12 protein-coding genes and 1 pseudogene (1 of these 13 running past the window's edge) are annotated in these 15,083 nt (G+C 38.6%); 10 read left to right on the top strand and 3 right to left on the bottom strand.

Annotated features, from left to right (window positions below):
* Positions 1-17 precede the first annotated feature (17 nt).
* Positions 18-1,481, bottom strand: a complete 1,464-nt coding sequence (locus tag CB4_RS18805; protein ID WP_096467257.1) for a recombinase family protein — start codon at positions 1,479-1,481, stop codon at positions 18-20.
* A gap of 133 nt (positions 1,482-1,614) precedes the next feature.
* Between CB4_RS18805 and CB4_RS18800 the strand changes: the two genes are divergently transcribed.
* A complete protein-coding gene (locus CB4_RS18800; protein ID WP_096467256.1) occupies positions 1,615-1,860 on the top strand; it encodes a hypothetical protein in 246 nt (81 codons plus the stop codon).
* 81 nt (positions 1,861-1,941) lie between these two features.
* Here the strand turns inward: CB4_RS18800 and CB4_RS18795 are convergent, their stop codons facing one another.
* Positions 1,942-2,340 carry a helix-turn-helix domain-containing protein gene (locus CB4_RS18795; protein ID WP_096467255.1) on the bottom strand — a complete coding sequence of 133 codons (399 nt, stop codon included), beginning with the start codon at positions 2,338-2,340 and terminating at the stop codon, positions 1,942-1,944.
* A gap of 27 nt (positions 2,341-2,367) precedes the next feature.
* Here CB4_RS18795 and CB4_RS21290 point away from each other — a divergent pair, with 27 nt between their 5' ends.
* The 8 genes and pseudogenes from CB4_RS21290 to CB4_RS18755 all read left to right on the top strand — a co-directional run bounded on the left by CB4_RS21290 (position 2,368) and on the right by CB4_RS18755 (position 14,665).
* Complete coding sequence (locus CB4_RS21290; protein WP_172890923.1) at positions 2,368-2,520, top strand: hypothetical protein; 153 nt, start codon at positions 2,368-2,370, stop codon at positions 2,518-2,520.
* Positions 2,521-2,570: 50 nt separating this feature from the next.
* A complete protein-coding gene (locus tag CB4_RS18790) occupies positions 2,571-4,052 on the top strand; it encodes a recombinase family protein (RefSeq protein ID WP_096467254.1) in 1,482 nt (493 codons plus the stop codon).
* Positions 4,049-5,608 (top strand): recombinase family protein, encoded by a 1,560-nt coding sequence (locus tag CB4_RS18785; RefSeq protein WP_096467253.1) that lies wholly within the window; start codon positions 4,049-4,051, stop codon positions 5,606-5,608. The genes CB4_RS18790 and CB4_RS18785 overlap by 4 nt, the downstream gene beginning before the upstream one ends.
* A gap of 723 nt (positions 5,609-6,331) precedes the next feature.
* Positions 6,332-7,366, top strand: coding sequence for a toll/interleukin-1 receptor domain-containing protein (locus CB4_RS18780; protein ID WP_096467252.1), 1,035 nt, complete (start codon positions 6,332-6,334; stop codon positions 7,364-7,366).
* A gap of 268 nt (positions 7,367-7,634) precedes the next feature.
* Entirely contained in the window at positions 7,635-9,323 is a 1,689-nt protein-coding gene (locus CB4_RS18775; RefSeq protein WP_096467251.1) for a hypothetical protein, read from the top strand.
* A gap of 417 nt (positions 9,324-9,740) precedes the next feature.
* Positions 9,741-10,382, top strand: a pseudogene (locus tag CB4_RS18765) (SpoVR family protein); the annotation flags it as partial.
* A 542-nt stretch (positions 10,383-10,924) separates the two neighbouring features.
* Positions 10,925-14,164 (top strand): S-layer homology domain-containing protein, encoded by a 3,240-nt coding sequence (locus CB4_RS18760; protein ID WP_096467248.1) that lies wholly within the window; start codon positions 10,925-10,927, stop codon positions 14,162-14,164.
* Positions 14,165-14,194: 30 nt separating this feature from the next.
* On the top strand, positions 14,195-14,665 hold the full coding sequence (locus CB4_RS18755) for an RTX toxin (RefSeq protein WP_231956072.1): 471 nt from the start codon (positions 14,195-14,197) through the stop codon (positions 14,663-14,665).
* Between the two features lie 63 nt (positions 14,666-14,728).
* Here CB4_RS18755 and CB4_RS22090 read toward each other — a convergent pair whose 3' ends face one another.
* Positions 14,729-14,836 carry an IS3 family transposase gene (locus tag CB4_RS22090; protein ID WP_373681377.1) on the bottom strand — a complete coding sequence of 36 codons (108 nt, stop codon included), beginning with the start codon at positions 14,834-14,836 and terminating at the stop codon, positions 14,729-14,731.
* A gap of 190 nt (positions 14,837-15,026) precedes the next feature.
* Between CB4_RS22090 and CB4_RS18750 the strand changes: the two genes are divergently transcribed.
* A protein-coding gene (locus CB4_RS18750) for a VOC family protein (RefSeq protein ID WP_096467246.1) crosses the window boundary here: on the top strand, positions 15,027-15,083 show its 5' end (the start). Its footprint extends 342 nt past the window's final position; 57 of the gene's 399 nt are visible here — the first part of the coding sequence; the start codon lies at positions 15,027-15,029; its stop codon lies off the right edge, out of view.

Genomic DNA, 15,083 nt, shown 5'->3' with positions numbered 1-15,083 from the left:
AGAGATTAAACAGATGGTCAATCTATACGTAGAACGATTTCAATATCTTTTTCCTCTGGTATAATTACTTTTTCAACGATAGTTTTGATTAAAGATTTCGCTTCTGGAACGGGTAATATATCAATAGCATCCAGAGCATTTTTAATTTTTTCTTTAACCATTTTCTCTACATATGAAATATCTATCTGAGACACTGAACTCTTTTGATCTGCTTCCTCTATAAGTTTTTCTAAACGCTGTTTTTCCTCATTTAGATCCTCAAGTTCAATCAATCCGGCGGTGTATGCCTCTACTTTTCGTTTGTAGCGGTTTTTCGCTGTACGAATTTTTTGCTCTACATTTTCTTCGTTTTGTTGAGTTGCTTTTTGGATCAACTGAGGAAATGATTGATAACCGATCATATTTAACAACTGCTGCAATCCTTCTTTAAACCATTCTTCGACTTCGTCTGCTCGGTATTGTTTACTTGTACAGGTACCTTTATTTTTATGGGCAGAGCAAACATATACACGATATCTTTTATTTTTTGATCCCGACCAGCCAATGCTCATACCAGAACCACATTTCCCACATTTCAAAAGTCCACCAAGAAGGTGTGGACTTGTTTGAGCACGGGGAGCCATTTGTTTTTTATTGGTTTGATGCTGTACACGTTCCCAGGTCTTCTTATCAATAATAACTGGGAGTGCATCATCGACTACTACCCACTCGCTGTTATCCTTTAGATTACGCTTTGACTTGCTTGTATCTACCCGATTCCAGACAAGGGTTCCTTTATAAGCTGGATTGGTCAGCATCAGTTTTATAGCCCGGAGCGACCATTCCTTTTTTTGTTTAGATAGAATGCCAGCATCATTCAGTTTCCTAGCAATCCCCCGATAACCGATCCCCTGATTCAAGTACATATCATATACATCACGGACAATTTGCGCTTCAGGTTCATAAATAACTAGCTCTTTATTTTCTAACCGATAACCATAAGGGCTTTGTGTTAGCCACTTCCCCTGATTTGCTGCGTGAACCATATTTTCAAATACGCGCTCACGTATACGTTCACGTTCAAACTCTGCGACGGCTCCTAAGACTTGAAGAGTGAGGCGCCCAGATGGAGTATTCGTATCGAATGATTCACTTATAGAGGCAAAAGAAACATCATATTCCTGAAATACATCAATCAGCTTCAACAAGTCAAGAAGGCGTCTGCTTAACCGATCAAGCTTCGTAACAAGGATTCGAGATATGCTTCCTTTTTCAACGGCTTGGAGCAAACGATTTAATTGAGGACGGTCCATATTTTTAGCTGAATATCCATCATCCACAAACAAAATTGGCTCTGTACTCCATCCCATAGCTCGACAATAAGCCTTCAGTCGCTCCTGCTGTTCATCAAGGGAAACGCCTTCTCGTGCTTGTTCGTCTGTAGAAACTCGACAATATAGGGCGATACTTTTCTCGTTGACTTGTTCAAATTCATGTTTCATATGAGTTCACCAGGCTTTTTTTGAGTTCTTGTCCTATGTATATGGTTCACTCCCCTTTGACATGAAATGAGAAAAATTTAAGGGTTGTCCCTTAATTGTTCTTACATAGCATGTAGACAAGGGGGGGATAGCCATGGGAGATATAAAAGTTCGTTTCTCGATTAGTGACGAATCTGAAATGCTTTCCTTCTGTAACATATACGAAGTAGCAGACGAATTACTCTTATGCAGAATTAAAGAAAGAATGTTGCTTTGGGAACAGACTTGCAAGGAAATGGCGGCAGCACATTTATTAGAGAATGAACTGGGGGAAGCAGAAGCCAGTCGAATTAAAGTGATATTTACAGACAAAAAAGAGAGCCAACCCGTTGCTGGTTAGACTCTCTTTTTTCTGTTTGTTTTATTCATGAGAATAAACAGTTGTTTTTTATTATGAATAAAATTTCTCGTGTAGTGAATCCTAGTGATAGTCCTGGGGTGTTTCAAATTGAGAAGAATGATCTTGTTGAGCAGGGAACAAAGAAACACCTCGCTCGATAATGGAAAGCAAGTACTCAGCAAAGGAAGGATTGAGTTTTTGCAGCTTGTCCAGTGCAAGACTAGCGTGTTGAAGACGAAAACCGAATTCATCGTAGTCCTGATTGTTTTCCACATCAATCGATCCCAGCAGTGTAGAAACGTCTATGTTTAGTTCTGCCTGTAATTGATTTAAAAAAGAAAGGTGAACGGTCTCCGTCTTTCCATTCTCCAAATTACTGAGATAAGCGGGTGAAACATTGAGTCGGTTAGCTAAAGCATTCAGACCGATCCCCTGCTGAGTTCGCAGGGTACGAACTCTTTGGCCGAATTCGTTTATCATCGTATCCCTCCTGAAAGGAAAGTTTTTGTGAAGAAATCAGACAAGAAAAAGCAGACACCAACGTATACAGTTCGTTCCATAAGCTATGTACATGACCCTGAAGCTGCGCAGAAGTGGTTTGAAATTTATATCGATCTCATAAAGCAGACATTGTTAAAACAGGCTGATAAAGTGGACTAGCTAAAAGCGACCAAACATAAAATGAACTAGGCAGAGTAAAGGAGGTTGCTATGAAAGCTGTCGCCTACTATAGAAGTTCAACAGAAATTCAGGTGAACTCCATTGATATGCAGCAGTACATGGCATTTGAAAGTTCGATTCATCACGTCATCCCCATTGAAGAAGAGTATGTAGATAAAGCAGTGTCAGCCAGAAAAACGACAATTGTCCAGCGTGCCGGATTGAAAAAGCTTTTACAGGACATTCGGAATGATAAAGTAAGTACGTTATTTGTATTCAAACGAGATCGCTTGGCGAGAAAAGCGATTGAATACCTTGAGATTTATGAACTGTTAAAAGAGAAAAATGTACAAGTAATTTTCACGGCTGAAAATGAAATCCCCATCTATTACACTCCAGTCGGTGAGTTATTTGAGTACATCATGGCCGGTATGGTACAACGTGAAGGCGAACAAATTATTGAGCGTATCCGAGCAAGAACAAAAGCAAATTTCCTAAATGGTAAATATATTGGAACCCTTCCGTTCGGCTACTCTTATAACTCTGCATCGAAGAAAATTACCCGAGATGAAGAAAAACTCTCTATTGTAAAAACAATTTATGAACGGTTTAATGATGGCCATTCAACAGGAGAAGTCGCCAAAGAACTGAATGAGAATAACCTGCTTCGTGATGGCAAGCTATGGACATCTCAAAGTGTTCGTAGTGTCTTAACTAACCCGCTTTATATGGGGTTGCGTGTAATGAATTATGAGGATGAAATGCTACAAAAAAGAGTGGACCACCTCGCCGTCATTAATGAAGAAGACTGGGAAAAAGCTCAGTATCAACTGGAATTAGTCCAGCAGGCTAAAAATCGAACACCGAGTCCGAAAGTGTTTTTCCCTTTAGAATCGCTTTTATTTTGTGGAGAATGTCATGAAGAAGCGAAAAGACAGGAACAATCTCTTCCGTTGCAGCCACTTGTCGGAAAAGCTAAAAATGCTCGGTACATCTGCAAAAAGCACAACGCGATTAAACTCGAGAAGGCCGATATTGAGCAACAAATGCTAGATCGATGCTATGACTTTTTTGGAGAGCTGCTTTCCAGTCATCTTCAAGATTTGTTTGTTCGTTTTGAAAAGAGCAACCGTACCGCTCTTGAAGATCAGTTACGCGGCATTGAAAACAAATTGAGCGAAACGAGAAGGCATCTGATTACTCGAACAGAAAAATGGTTCTGTGAAAAGGACCCTTCTAAAAAAGAATCGCTAGAGCAAGCGCTCGTAAATGGTTATGACAAATTTGCAGAACAAAAACGCCTAAAAGAACGTGTTCAGTTCTGTATAGGTGAACTTGAAGAAATCAGAAATAAAATCAAACAGCAGGACGAGCACTTTGCAAGTAAGGAAAATATTCAGGAACTCGATGAGAAAGTAGTAAAAGAGCTATTCTCCGATGTCATCCATCAGGTCATGGTTTATCCTCTCTATATTGAAATCAGATTTAAGCATCCATTTCTTCAGATCAAGGAGGCGATTGTTTCGCCATGAACTTGTCTACTGTGCTCAAACCAGGAATGCGTGGTGTTTTTTATGGCAGGCACTCTACAAATAAACAGGAGATGGATATGCAACAGGTTTCTGTTTATGAAATGGTGCGAAAATATGGCTGTACCATTGAAAAGGAGTACCTAGATGCTGGAGTATCAGCAAAGAAAAATAAAGTAACGCAAAGAAAGCAGCTAATGGAACTACTTGCAGATGCGGAGCAGCGCCGCTTTGAGTTTATCGCTGTTTATAATAATGATCGTCTTGCCCGGCATCCTCTGGAGCACCAATACATTCGGGAAACCATAAGGATCTATGGAATTCCCATTGTAATCAGCAGTACGGAAACACTCTATGATGAAAAAGGAGATATTATCGCCCAGCTTGCCCAGGATGGTATCTCCAAATATGAAGTAGACCAAATTTCTAAAAGGACGCGAGCAGGGTTAATCGTGCGTGCTAAGAAGGGATACTGGACAGGCGGAAATCCTCCATACGGTTACCGCTACCTTAAAAACGAATATCGATTCACTCCTTATCAAGAAGAGGCTGAGTTCATTCGGCGAATTTTTGATATGTACAAAAAGAACGAAGGATTTGCATCCATTGCAAATTCTCTTTCTCTAGAAAATAGCGATGATAAATGGACAAAAGAAAAAGTACGAAGCATTATAACCAATCCTTTCTACGCCGGTTATATGAGTTGGGGTAAACGAACAGGACCCGGAAAAGGAACATTCGCTGACCGAGAGACCTGGATTATTGTTCACTCTGAATATATTGAATCGATTGTTTCAAAAGAAGAATGGGAGCTTTGCTGGAAGCTGTACTGTGAAAGGCGAGAGAGAAAGGTTCCTCCCAAGCAATATAAAACCTCTTACCTTTTTGCGAATATTGCAATCTGTAAAGAATGCAATGTAAAGTTAAAACCAAAAGATCAAACTTCATCCGGAAATAACGGAAAGAAGTACGGGAAACGGATATACTTTTGCCCAACTTGTAGATTAAAGATTGAAGCCGATTCTTTTCACGAATACGCTATCGACAAAATTCTGAATGATATTCGGATTAATGCCTCGTATATTTTTTCTCATATCCAAAAGAGCTTCCAAATCGATATACAAAGAATGAAAGACGAGGTTTCTAAGTTGGAACAAGAGCTTGGTGAATACAACATTCAGCTAAACCGAATTAAAGCTGAACTTATAGAGCGTATGAGAAGTAATCCAGATGACAAGAGCAAAAAAATGATTAACCTTATCACAATGTATCGGAGCGATATAAACAAGCGTATTGAAACGATTGAAAAGCAAATTAAGACGAAAACAAAACGGATTCAGTCCATTGAACAAGTTGATCTAAAGCCAGAATCCTGGGGATTTATTATCCAGGATATCTTGAAGCCACGTGATGAAATCAATCAGACTACATTGCGAAGAATGCTTACCCATCTGGTTGAATATATTTCAATTGATAAGAAGCATAACATTGAATTTAAAACTCGTTATGACCTGGACAGACGTAAAGTTGATACGACACAACTTGAGTTGTTGTTCTAAATCCTCCGTATGAGAAACGGGGGATTTATTTTTTGCTGCTTTTCTCGGTTGCTAGGTGTAAATAGGCAAAAGCAATTTGTAGTATCTCGGTTTTAGGTGAGGGTAGCTATCCCGACCCTACCCAGCTACCGAGACTGATATTATTGGGTGAGGCCTTGTCCTTAGATAATTATGGACTTGCTGTTGTTTATTATTATGGACAGTAATTTCGATAAATAAACGCTCTCGGTGATTAGGTGAAGAATTTCATTTTTATAATGTTCCTATCTCGGTTATTAGAAGGATGCTTGTGCAAGAGGATTTTCTATAGAGTTGGCCATCATATGCCGTACCAACTAACGGAATTAAAAATCCGTTAGTTGATTTGATTAAATGAGGAATGTTTGGAATCCTATATTGTTCTATGACTGTATGGGAAATAAAAATTATATATTATGTGCTATAACAAGTCGTGAAAGAATTCTTAGAAGTCGTAAGCTGGAAGAGAAGGCGTTCCAGCGTTAGGTAACATGTGAAGAGATATCTTAAGTGAGCTCGAAATGTATATCGGGTAAAAAGATACCTGTGATATTATTGAACGTATCCTTCCACCTGGTTAAGGAGGACGAGATCCTTATTAGTAGAAGAGATCCACTTGGAAATTAACAACAAGGTTATACAAAGTAGTAAAAAAATAGAATATAATAGATTAGCAAAGATTAAAGAAAGAGAGAATTTAAATAAATGGCAAATATCTATATTTCGTATTCACAGAAAGACAATAAAGTTGTAGATATTATGATAAATCGTTTAAAAGAATTGGGTCATACCATACTTACAGCGAATTATCATCTAAAATTAGAAATTAGTTTACCAAGATCTATAGTATACGAAGATATTCGAGAGTTAGTACATAAATCCGAGGTAGCTATTGTGGTATTTACTGAAAATTACATTGATTCCGATCATAGATTCGAATCAAATACGATCATTAGCTACGCAAAAAATGAAAATAAATTAATTATTCCTATTGTTATTGGAGATGTACTACCTCCAAATTCGTATTTTGAAATTAATTGGGCAAGGATATCATCTAATAGAATTGATGAATTACATGAATGTATAAAAAAGATTGAACATGTAATTTCAGTTTTTGAATCCAAAATAACTGAAATAAAGGAACAGGAAGAAACGCAAAAGGAAGAGAAGCAGAAAGTTGTTAAAAGGGTAATAGAAAGTCAGGTCCTTAAAGATGTTTTGTTTGGTTTAAGAATGAGAGAAATAATTAATAAGTTCATCGCTTTATTATTCTATATCCTTACAGTTGGACTACTGGTTGGAGCGGCTAGGCTTGCTTACTATACTATACTAGACACAGTTAAAGATATTAAAGATACAAATCTATACTATTACATATATATTGGACTGAAAAACTTAGTGATTATAGGTCTTTTAATTACTAGTAGTAGATATAGTTTCAAATTAGGTCAAGTTTTGATGCGTGAAGGTGTAAGACAAGGTGACCGATTACATGCAATTAATTATGGAAAATTTTTCTTGTCATCATTCCAAGATAGATTATCATTTGAAGAGATGAAAGATTTATTTAAGGATTGGAATATAGATAATAACAAGGAAAGTAAAGGAACTGTGGTTGATGATATGGATTCTGTTAGAGAGATCGATACAAAGACAACGGGAGAAATAGTTGAACAATTATGTAAACTAGGGGATCAATTTGGTAAGATAGGAGAAATGATAGCGAAAATGAAAAAATAGCACATCAATGTCATTTGGCTTGAGCTGCAAATTGCTAATCAGGCTTATAGCATAGGAAAGTGCCCCGAAATCAGGGGTGCTTTTATTTTTATTTCAAGTGAGACGCCACATAGTTCGCAGTACCAATGTGCTGCTAAAGGTCAAGCTTGTTCTATAGATAACAAAAACGCGCTTTGATTCTTTAAGTTTGTTAGCTTGTCTTTGGAAAAATAACTTGTAAAAATTCTAACTATGGATCATAAATATTTAGGGGATATAGGAGAGAGTAATGTTAAAGAATTTAAACTCAAAATTATCTTTTGAATCAATTTGGATAGTAGCATTTTTGACGTTTTTATTAAGCCAACTTGATATGGTTTTTCCACAAGTTAAAGGAGTATGCTGGATAGTTGAAATATATATTTTTTATAAACTACTTGAATTACTTTATAAGATAAAACAGAGTTCAGATAGTTTGTCTTCTTTGGAGAATTTTTATATAAATAATTATTTTATAGATTTAAAAAAACGTCGGCAAATTATAAAAGCTATTATTTCATTATATGTAACTTTGATATTAGCTATATTAACATACCAAAGCTTAAATAATAAGTTAAATATCAATAATATGTTAGAGATAAACATTTCGTTCTATATAATGATTTCTATATTAGCTTTACTTGTTGTTTCATTTCTTATTAATACTAGGATTAGTCCTATTCTTATAATTTTTCCTTCTACAATACTTGGTTTTTTTATAACTCTTATTTTGATAGTGATTTTCCTTTCGATGGTTACTGGTGCTTTATATGTCCTTAAACTCTTCACACAAGGGGATATTAACCAATTTGATACTTCTATATTTTTGTATCATTTAGAAAGAGTAGTTTCCTTTAGGGAAGTATTGATTTCCTTTATCTTGTTATTTCAAGATGTGAAGTACCTTTATATTAATATATTAATCACAGTATTAATACAAGTAATAATAATAGCCTCAACACCTAAATATGGTATTAAAAGAACTAAGTTTGCTTTCATTTTTGTTAATTATGTATTTAACTCAGTAATTTTATATCTTCTATATGTTTCTGTAGATTTGTCTAAAGCTATTCTTGGTACACCAAGTCATATGGATAAATATTTGCTTAGTCAGCTTTTGATGGAAACCGGTGCAGAAAATATAGAAAAGCTTCCTGAGAAATTTAAAGGATTGTTTGATAACTTTGTTAATGTTTCAATACTTCCTTATGTTATAGGATCATTTTTGGGGTTAATAGGCTTGGAATTGCAAGAAAGTCATTATCAAAGAAAAGCAAAGAATTACTATATTAATGCATTAAGTAATTGTATAGAAGAAAATCAAGATGCAGTTGTAGCAGCTCTAAAAAAAGCTGTTCTTTTCGGAGGAGAGATATACGAATTACTTATAAGAAGTAATGTCAAGTTTGATAATTATATCCCTCAATTGGTATCAGCAGAGGGAAGTGAAAAAGCTTTCTGGAATAAAATGTGTGGCTGGTGTAAAGAGATTTTTAAAACGGTTAGAAATTTGACTCCTAAAGTGTTTGCTTCAGTGCTTGATTTTATTCTGTATATCCCTGATGGCATTCGAAATACTTTGTATTCACTAGCTGAATTTTATGAACGCCAATCATTAAAAAGCGCAACTGTTTGGGTTATAGCGCTTTTTGTATTTAGCATTATTGATAATTTCAAAGGTGAAATATATATTTTTCAAATAAGGGCTTTATTTCCGATGCCTATTTTAATACTAGTAATTCTGAATATTTTTATATTTATTTTTCCTATTATGTTATTTTTTGGTTTTGTTGCCCAACTTTACTATGAGTATGAAAAGTCAAATATTAGATCTTTGTTTTATTTAATAATTCATTTTTTACTCGTATGTATGATAATTTATGGTTATTCAGATACTTTATATTATAATATATTGAACATGTTTTTTAATCTTCGCTAAATTGATATAATAAGTGAGAGTAAGTATCTTTCGAGTCGCAGTTGTGTAGAAAAGAACAATATTTACTTTATTGCCAAGTGTATATTGCGCTTGGCATTTGATGTTTATGCTAATTTGACAACAAGTGCTTAATATATTTTTGAGCTTTAATTATTAATTGAAACATGAGATAAATGAAATATATAGAACCATTTATTATAATAATTCCTATAGAAAATATAATGATGCCTATTTGAATTAATTTATCGGTTATTAAATAACTTATGAATAAAGTATCAGCTGGGGATTTTCTTGTATGAAAAAAAGTAAGTATTGATATGAAAACTATGCTTAAATAAAAGCAATATCTGAGGAATTTTTTCGTTGAAAAGATTTCGTTGTTCAAAGCAACTCTCCCCTTAGCGGCAAGCCGCTTTGCGAAACGAGGGCTGGGCGTCCTACTGGCATCAGCGCATCCTGCGCGAAATGGATCTAACCGAAGAAGAAACGATTGAATACGCCAAACTGAACGCAGGTGTCGTGCAGCCATCACGCACCAGCATCAATCCGTACTATCTGGGTGTAAAAATCTTTGAAGACATCGAAGATCGCTGGAACAATCCGACTCAGGAAGAGCAGGATCGGTTTGGGCGCAAGCCGGGGCAGGGGCGGAAACAAATATTTGAAGTGCGGGAAATGGACAGTGATACATCATTTATCCGCAATTATTTGACGAAAGATCTCGTCGATAAACTGGATATGTACGTGTTTGCCAAGCAGGGAAATGATTGGTCCATTTCAAGTAAAACGTGGGAGACGGTGCGAGATCAGCTAATCACGAGCCGAGTAAACGGGGGATTTCCATACATTCTCGTACAGGACGGAGACTATTTGAAGAATGGTGAACTGTGTCTCCTGCATCAGTTCGAGGGAATGGAACTAGATGTAAAATATTTGGAAAAGACGCTACCGTATGTGTATAAGTTGTGGGGGAAGTCCGTGCATATAGAGACACGGATTGAAGATCGGCGCGTCCTATTCACATACGACGGGAAGAAGTGTCATCGGAGATTTTTATAGAGGAGAAGGCCGCTTATATGAATAGGCGGCTTTTTTTTATGTGGATATTATGGATGATTTCTATCACTAACTGACGCCATTCCAATTGTGAAATGGATTCCGATTCTTCTTTTGTAATAGCATGTGAGATTCGATTGGTTTGAATCATGGAAAGTAGTGTATCACGGTTTCGCTCCCGAACTTTTTCGACTTCAGTTTCAGCTATTCCGTTTTTAATAAATCCTAAAAAATCGCCAGACTTATCACCAATAACAGAAATTGAATTTTTATTACCTTGTTGTCTGAAATGGATGGAACCCTCGTTTCTTATGGGATTTGTTCAGAATTTGTTTAGAACGCTTTGTTATAATGTAGCTATTCGTCGATGGTATTAACAAAAGTCACGAATGTTTCTTTGTAAGTGTAATGTACTTCTCAATATATTTTGAGAAAATGTAGGTGTCCATTCGTAAGGTAGAAACTGATTTCATACTCAGGATAGAGAAGTTGAATTCAATTGTTGGGTACTAATTTTCGTTAATATATTTTATAGGGGTAAGATTATGAGAAAAAAGATATACAAAAAAGGATATAACGTTTTATCGACAACGGTTGCTCTTTCCATGTTATTTGGACCTACTCATATTATGGCTGCTTCTACCATTGATGAAACACAAGAACAGAAAAATACGGTGTCTATTTCTTTTGTAGATTCTGATCAAGTCAGCGCGTGGGCAAAAGATGCTGTAGGGAAAGTGAAAGAACAAGGAATTATGGTCGGAGATCCAACGGGGCGTTTTCGACCACAGGATAAGATGACACGTCAGGAAGTCGCTTCAACGATAGCAAACGTATTACATCTAACGAAACAAAAAAGCAGTTCATCTCCTTTTCGAGATGTTTCGACTGCTGCATGGGCCAGGGATGCTATTGAAGCAGTGAAAACAGCAGGAATTATGATGGGGGATGAAAAGGGGGACTTTCATCCAGATACCCCCATGACTCGGGAAGAACTTGCTGTGTTATTGGTCAATGCCATTAAGGCGGATACAAAAGGAAAAGGGGATAATCTTCCATTTGCAGATAAAAGTAAGGTAAGTACCTGGGCGAAGCCAGCGGTTCAAGTGGTAATGGAACAGGGGCTGCTTCGAGGGGATGGGAAAAACTTCAACCCTACGGAATTTGTTCAACGCCAGGAGATAGCCTCTGTTTTGGCTAGATTGGTGGATGGAATGACATCTTCCTCGCATCATGCGGTAATAGACACGATTAAGGGAGATACGGTTACGATTAACGGTTCTGCCTATCGAGTGTCTGAAAATTTTAGAGGATTACTAAATGAAGAGAATGCGAAGGTTCTCCAGAAGGCAAACATTGACTTTCAATCGTCAAATCAAACGATCACGAAAATCACGTACCTAGGGCTTGTGGCGGGTGGAAGTCCAGCGAAGACAGGCAAAAAAGAATTTAGTGGGAACCTTATTTTAAACGGAAATGGAGCGATATTAGACGGGGATTTGGTCGTTGCGAGTGATTATATTACAGTATCGAATCTGACGGTATTGGATAATTTAACCATTAAAAAGATGCTTCAAAACGATTTCTACGCTAAGAAATTAACAGTGAAAGGCATGACAAGCATCGAAGGTGGAGATGAAAATACGGTCGAGTTTGAGGATTCACAGCTGCAATCTGTTGATGTTACTAAGCAGGACGTACATGTCGTTTCTTCAGGTAGTACAACAGTACAAAGTATGGATGTAAGAACGAATGCAGCGATTGAAGTAGACCCGACAGCGAAGCTACAACAAATAACGATTAGTAATGGTGCACAAACAGTTAACGTGCAAGGAACTGTTCAGCAGGTTGTTGTAGCGAGTTCAAGCCCAGTAACAGTGGCCGGTAATGCAGATATTACTAGTGTAACAGTGAATGGTTCTGGATCAGTGGCACTAAATAATTCTGGTTCAGTCGGGCAACTTCAAGTTAATAATCCACAGTCCCAGGTAACGACAGGGGTATCAAGTAAAGTGGGGGGCGTGACACTTGCCAATGGTGTACCTGCATCAGCGGTTAGCGGGGTAACTACGTCATCATCTGCTTCACAAAGTTCATCGGGAGGTAGTTCATCTGGTGGTTCTAGTGGAGGAAACACAGCGCCAAAGCTAATTAAGAATTTTGTTGACCCTCAACTCGTTTTACTTGCGAATGGAAATTATACGATAGATTTATCTCAGTATCTGAAGGATGATGAGCAACCTACTTTGAAATTTGGGGCTGCTTCCCAGAATAATAATGTTGCTAAAGTGTCTGTTGCAGGAAATATTCTTACCATTATGCCGCAAGGGAAAGGAACAGCGAAAATTACAGTTGTTGCCGATGATCAAGTTGGAAAGAAAACGACGGCTTCATTTAACCTATCCGTTAACGATTCGATTTCTGATCAGTCTGTACAGTTAGGATCGAGTAACCCCACTCTTAATTTTAACTCTTTGTTTGTAAATACGACTAATGATCCTTTAAACTATACGGCAATTATCGATAACACTGATATTGCCACATTAAGTTTGTCAGACAGTACATTAACTCTACATCCTTTGCGGGTGGGTATGGCAACAGTGACAGTTGCAGCATCCAATGCTGGCAGTAGTATTACGCAAGCATTCAAACTGAACGTAAGCGCACCACCGAATGCCGAACCTTCTGTTAGTACTATTCCTTCACAAACCCTACAGGTAGGAGGAAATGCACAACAACTAGATTTATCTAGTTACTTGCACGATGAGGATCATGATCCACTGACGTTGACAGCAGATACAAAGGATCATAGCATCGCAACGGTAACAGTGAGTGGAGATACCCTGACATTAACACCGGTTGGCGTAGGCCAAACAGAGGTAGCATTGACGGTGAGCGATGGCAAAGGAGGAACCGCAACGGCATCTATTCCGGTAGAGGTGAAGGCAGCATCTGTAACCAATCACAATCCGACAGTTGACTCGATAGCTAAGCAAACCCTGCAGGTAGGAGGGAATGCACAACAACTGGATTTATCTAGTTACTTGCACGATGAGGATCATGATCCACTGACGTTGAAAGCAGATACAAAGGATCATAACATCGCAACGGTAACGGTGAGCGGGGATACCCTGACATTAACACCGGTTGGCGCAGGTCAAACAGAGGTAGCCTTGACAGTGAGCGATAGCAGAGGAGGAACCGCAACAGCATCCATTCCGCTAGAGGTCAACGCGGCTTCAACGGGACAAAACCAAGCCCCGGAAGTCATTAGCCTCATCTCCGAACAAGTCCTGACTGCCGGAGTGACCAATGTCCGAACGTACGATCTGACTCAACTGTTTGAAGATCCGGACGGCGATGCGCTGACCTTTACCGCCGTTCCGCAAAAATCTGGCATCGTCGCTGCATCCGTTTCTGGAAATCTCCTCACGCTGACACCAGATTCGACCGCAGGCAGCACGAAGGTACAGATCACCGCAGACGACGGCAAGGGAGGCACGACAACCTACGACTTCACCGTGCGCAACGCGCCGCTCGCTCCGAACGGACTGGTGGAGATTCGGACGAAGCAAGGTGTGAAGGACAGCATCACCTACGACCTGTCGAGTATCTTCCCGAACCAAACCACGTTCCAAATGTACCAAGGCACTCCTGACTCGACAATTGGACCGGAGACGCTGAACGGAAAGATCTGGACGTGGAATGGGGAAGCCTGGCCAATGGTGTGGGTGATTGGCGCAAATGGATCGGCAGTCGTGCTGCACGTCACCGTGAATCCTTAAGGGCCCGAGGACTTGTATTTCTCACAATATATGGACATGGGCAATGGACGCACGGCGATTCAGCTGTTCTACAACCCCGTCGGCAACACTTTGCAGAAAATATCCGGCTACGAGCTGGAAGTCCATCAATACAAGCTCAAGACCGGGCAGGAGACCGCTTATACCCGAGCGTTGTTCCCAATCCAGAAGGGGATACCGTATCTCTTCATCGACCGGGTGTTCTACGATCTGTTTGACATCACCAACGTCCAGTCCTACAATGACGAACTGGTGATGTACGATCCGGGCAATACGGTCACTACAGGCTTTGTTCTTAAGAAAAACGGAGTCGTGATCGACGTGCTTGGCGATCCGACCTCGCACAGTCAATTTACCCCAAAAGGCGGAACGATTATCCGCAAGTCCGGCATTCACGCCGGTTCGAGCTCGTTCAATCTGTACGGGGAATGGAACAGCTTCCCGACCGGCACGGTCCAGTACCTCGGAGGGCACACCCCGTAAGTCAAAAGAGACTCAACCCTTCGCGGTCAAGACCCCCGTTTCATAGATATGGAAGAAAAGCCCCTAAGCCGCAAGCTGGCGTCGATAATCTATCGACGCCAGCTTCTTTAAATTCCTTTGTGGTCGGTTGTGGTTATAAAAATGAATACGAGTAGTTATCACTTGAGTCATCAAATAATTGTTCTGCAATCTGTTTTTCTACCAGACATAAGGACGTAAATCTAAAGAAGAGAAAAAGATCTCCAATCGATTTTTTTGATTCAAGTTTTTACAATTCTTCAAAGGAAAATAATGTTTCTCGTAGAATATACGAAGTGGACTTTATAGAGGATATAAAAGGAAAAAAAGGGAGATGAAGAAAATGGCTGTGAAAAGAATCGAACACGTTGGAATTATGGTAAAAGATATTGAGAAATCC

It is taken from the genome of Aneurinibacillus soli, from assembly GCF_002355375.1.
Taxonomy (GTDB): Bacteria; Bacillota; Bacilli; order Aneurinibacillales; family Aneurinibacillaceae; genus Aneurinibacillus; species Aneurinibacillus soli.
The sequence above is the reverse complement of the archived record's forward strand: the minus strand, read 5'-3'. Positions and strand labels throughout refer to the sequence as shown.

Coding starts and splice junctions, on each gene's coding strand:
- CB4_RS18775 (WP_096467251.1), top strand. CDS start 7,635: ATGTTAAAGAATTTAAACTCAAAATTATCTTTTGAATCAATTTGGATA.
- CB4_RS18780 (WP_096467252.1), top strand. CDS start 6,332: ATGGCAAATATCTATATTTCGTATTCACAGAAAGACAATAAAGTTGTA.
- CB4_RS18785 (WP_096467253.1), top strand. CDS start 4,049: ATGAACTTGTCTACTGTGCTCAAACCAGGAATGCGTGGTGTTTTTTAT.
- CB4_RS22090 (WP_373681377.1), bottom strand. CDS start 14,836: ATGACTCAAGTGATAACTACTCGTATTCATTTTTATAACCACAACCGA.
- CB4_RS18790 (WP_096467254.1), top strand. CDS start 2,571: ATGAAAGCTGTCGCCTACTATAGAAGTTCAACAGAAATTCAGGTGAAC.
- CB4_RS18795 (WP_096467255.1), bottom strand. CDS start 2,340: ATGATAAACGAATTCGGCCAAAGAGTTCGTACCCTGCGAACTCAGCAG.
- CB4_RS18760 (WP_096467248.1), top strand. CDS start 10,925: ATGAGAAAAAAGATATACAAAAAAGGATATAACGTTTTATCGACAACG.
- CB4_RS18805 (WP_096467257.1), bottom strand. CDS start 1,481: ATGAAACATGAATTTGAACAAGTCAACGAGAAAAGTATCGCCCTATAT.
- CB4_RS18800 (WP_096467256.1), top strand. CDS start 1,615: ATGGGAGATATAAAAGTTCGTTTCTCGATTAGTGACGAATCTGAAATG.
- CB4_RS18755 (WP_231956072.1), top strand. CDS start 14,195: ATGGACATGGGCAATGGACGCACGGCGATTCAGCTGTTCTACAACCCC.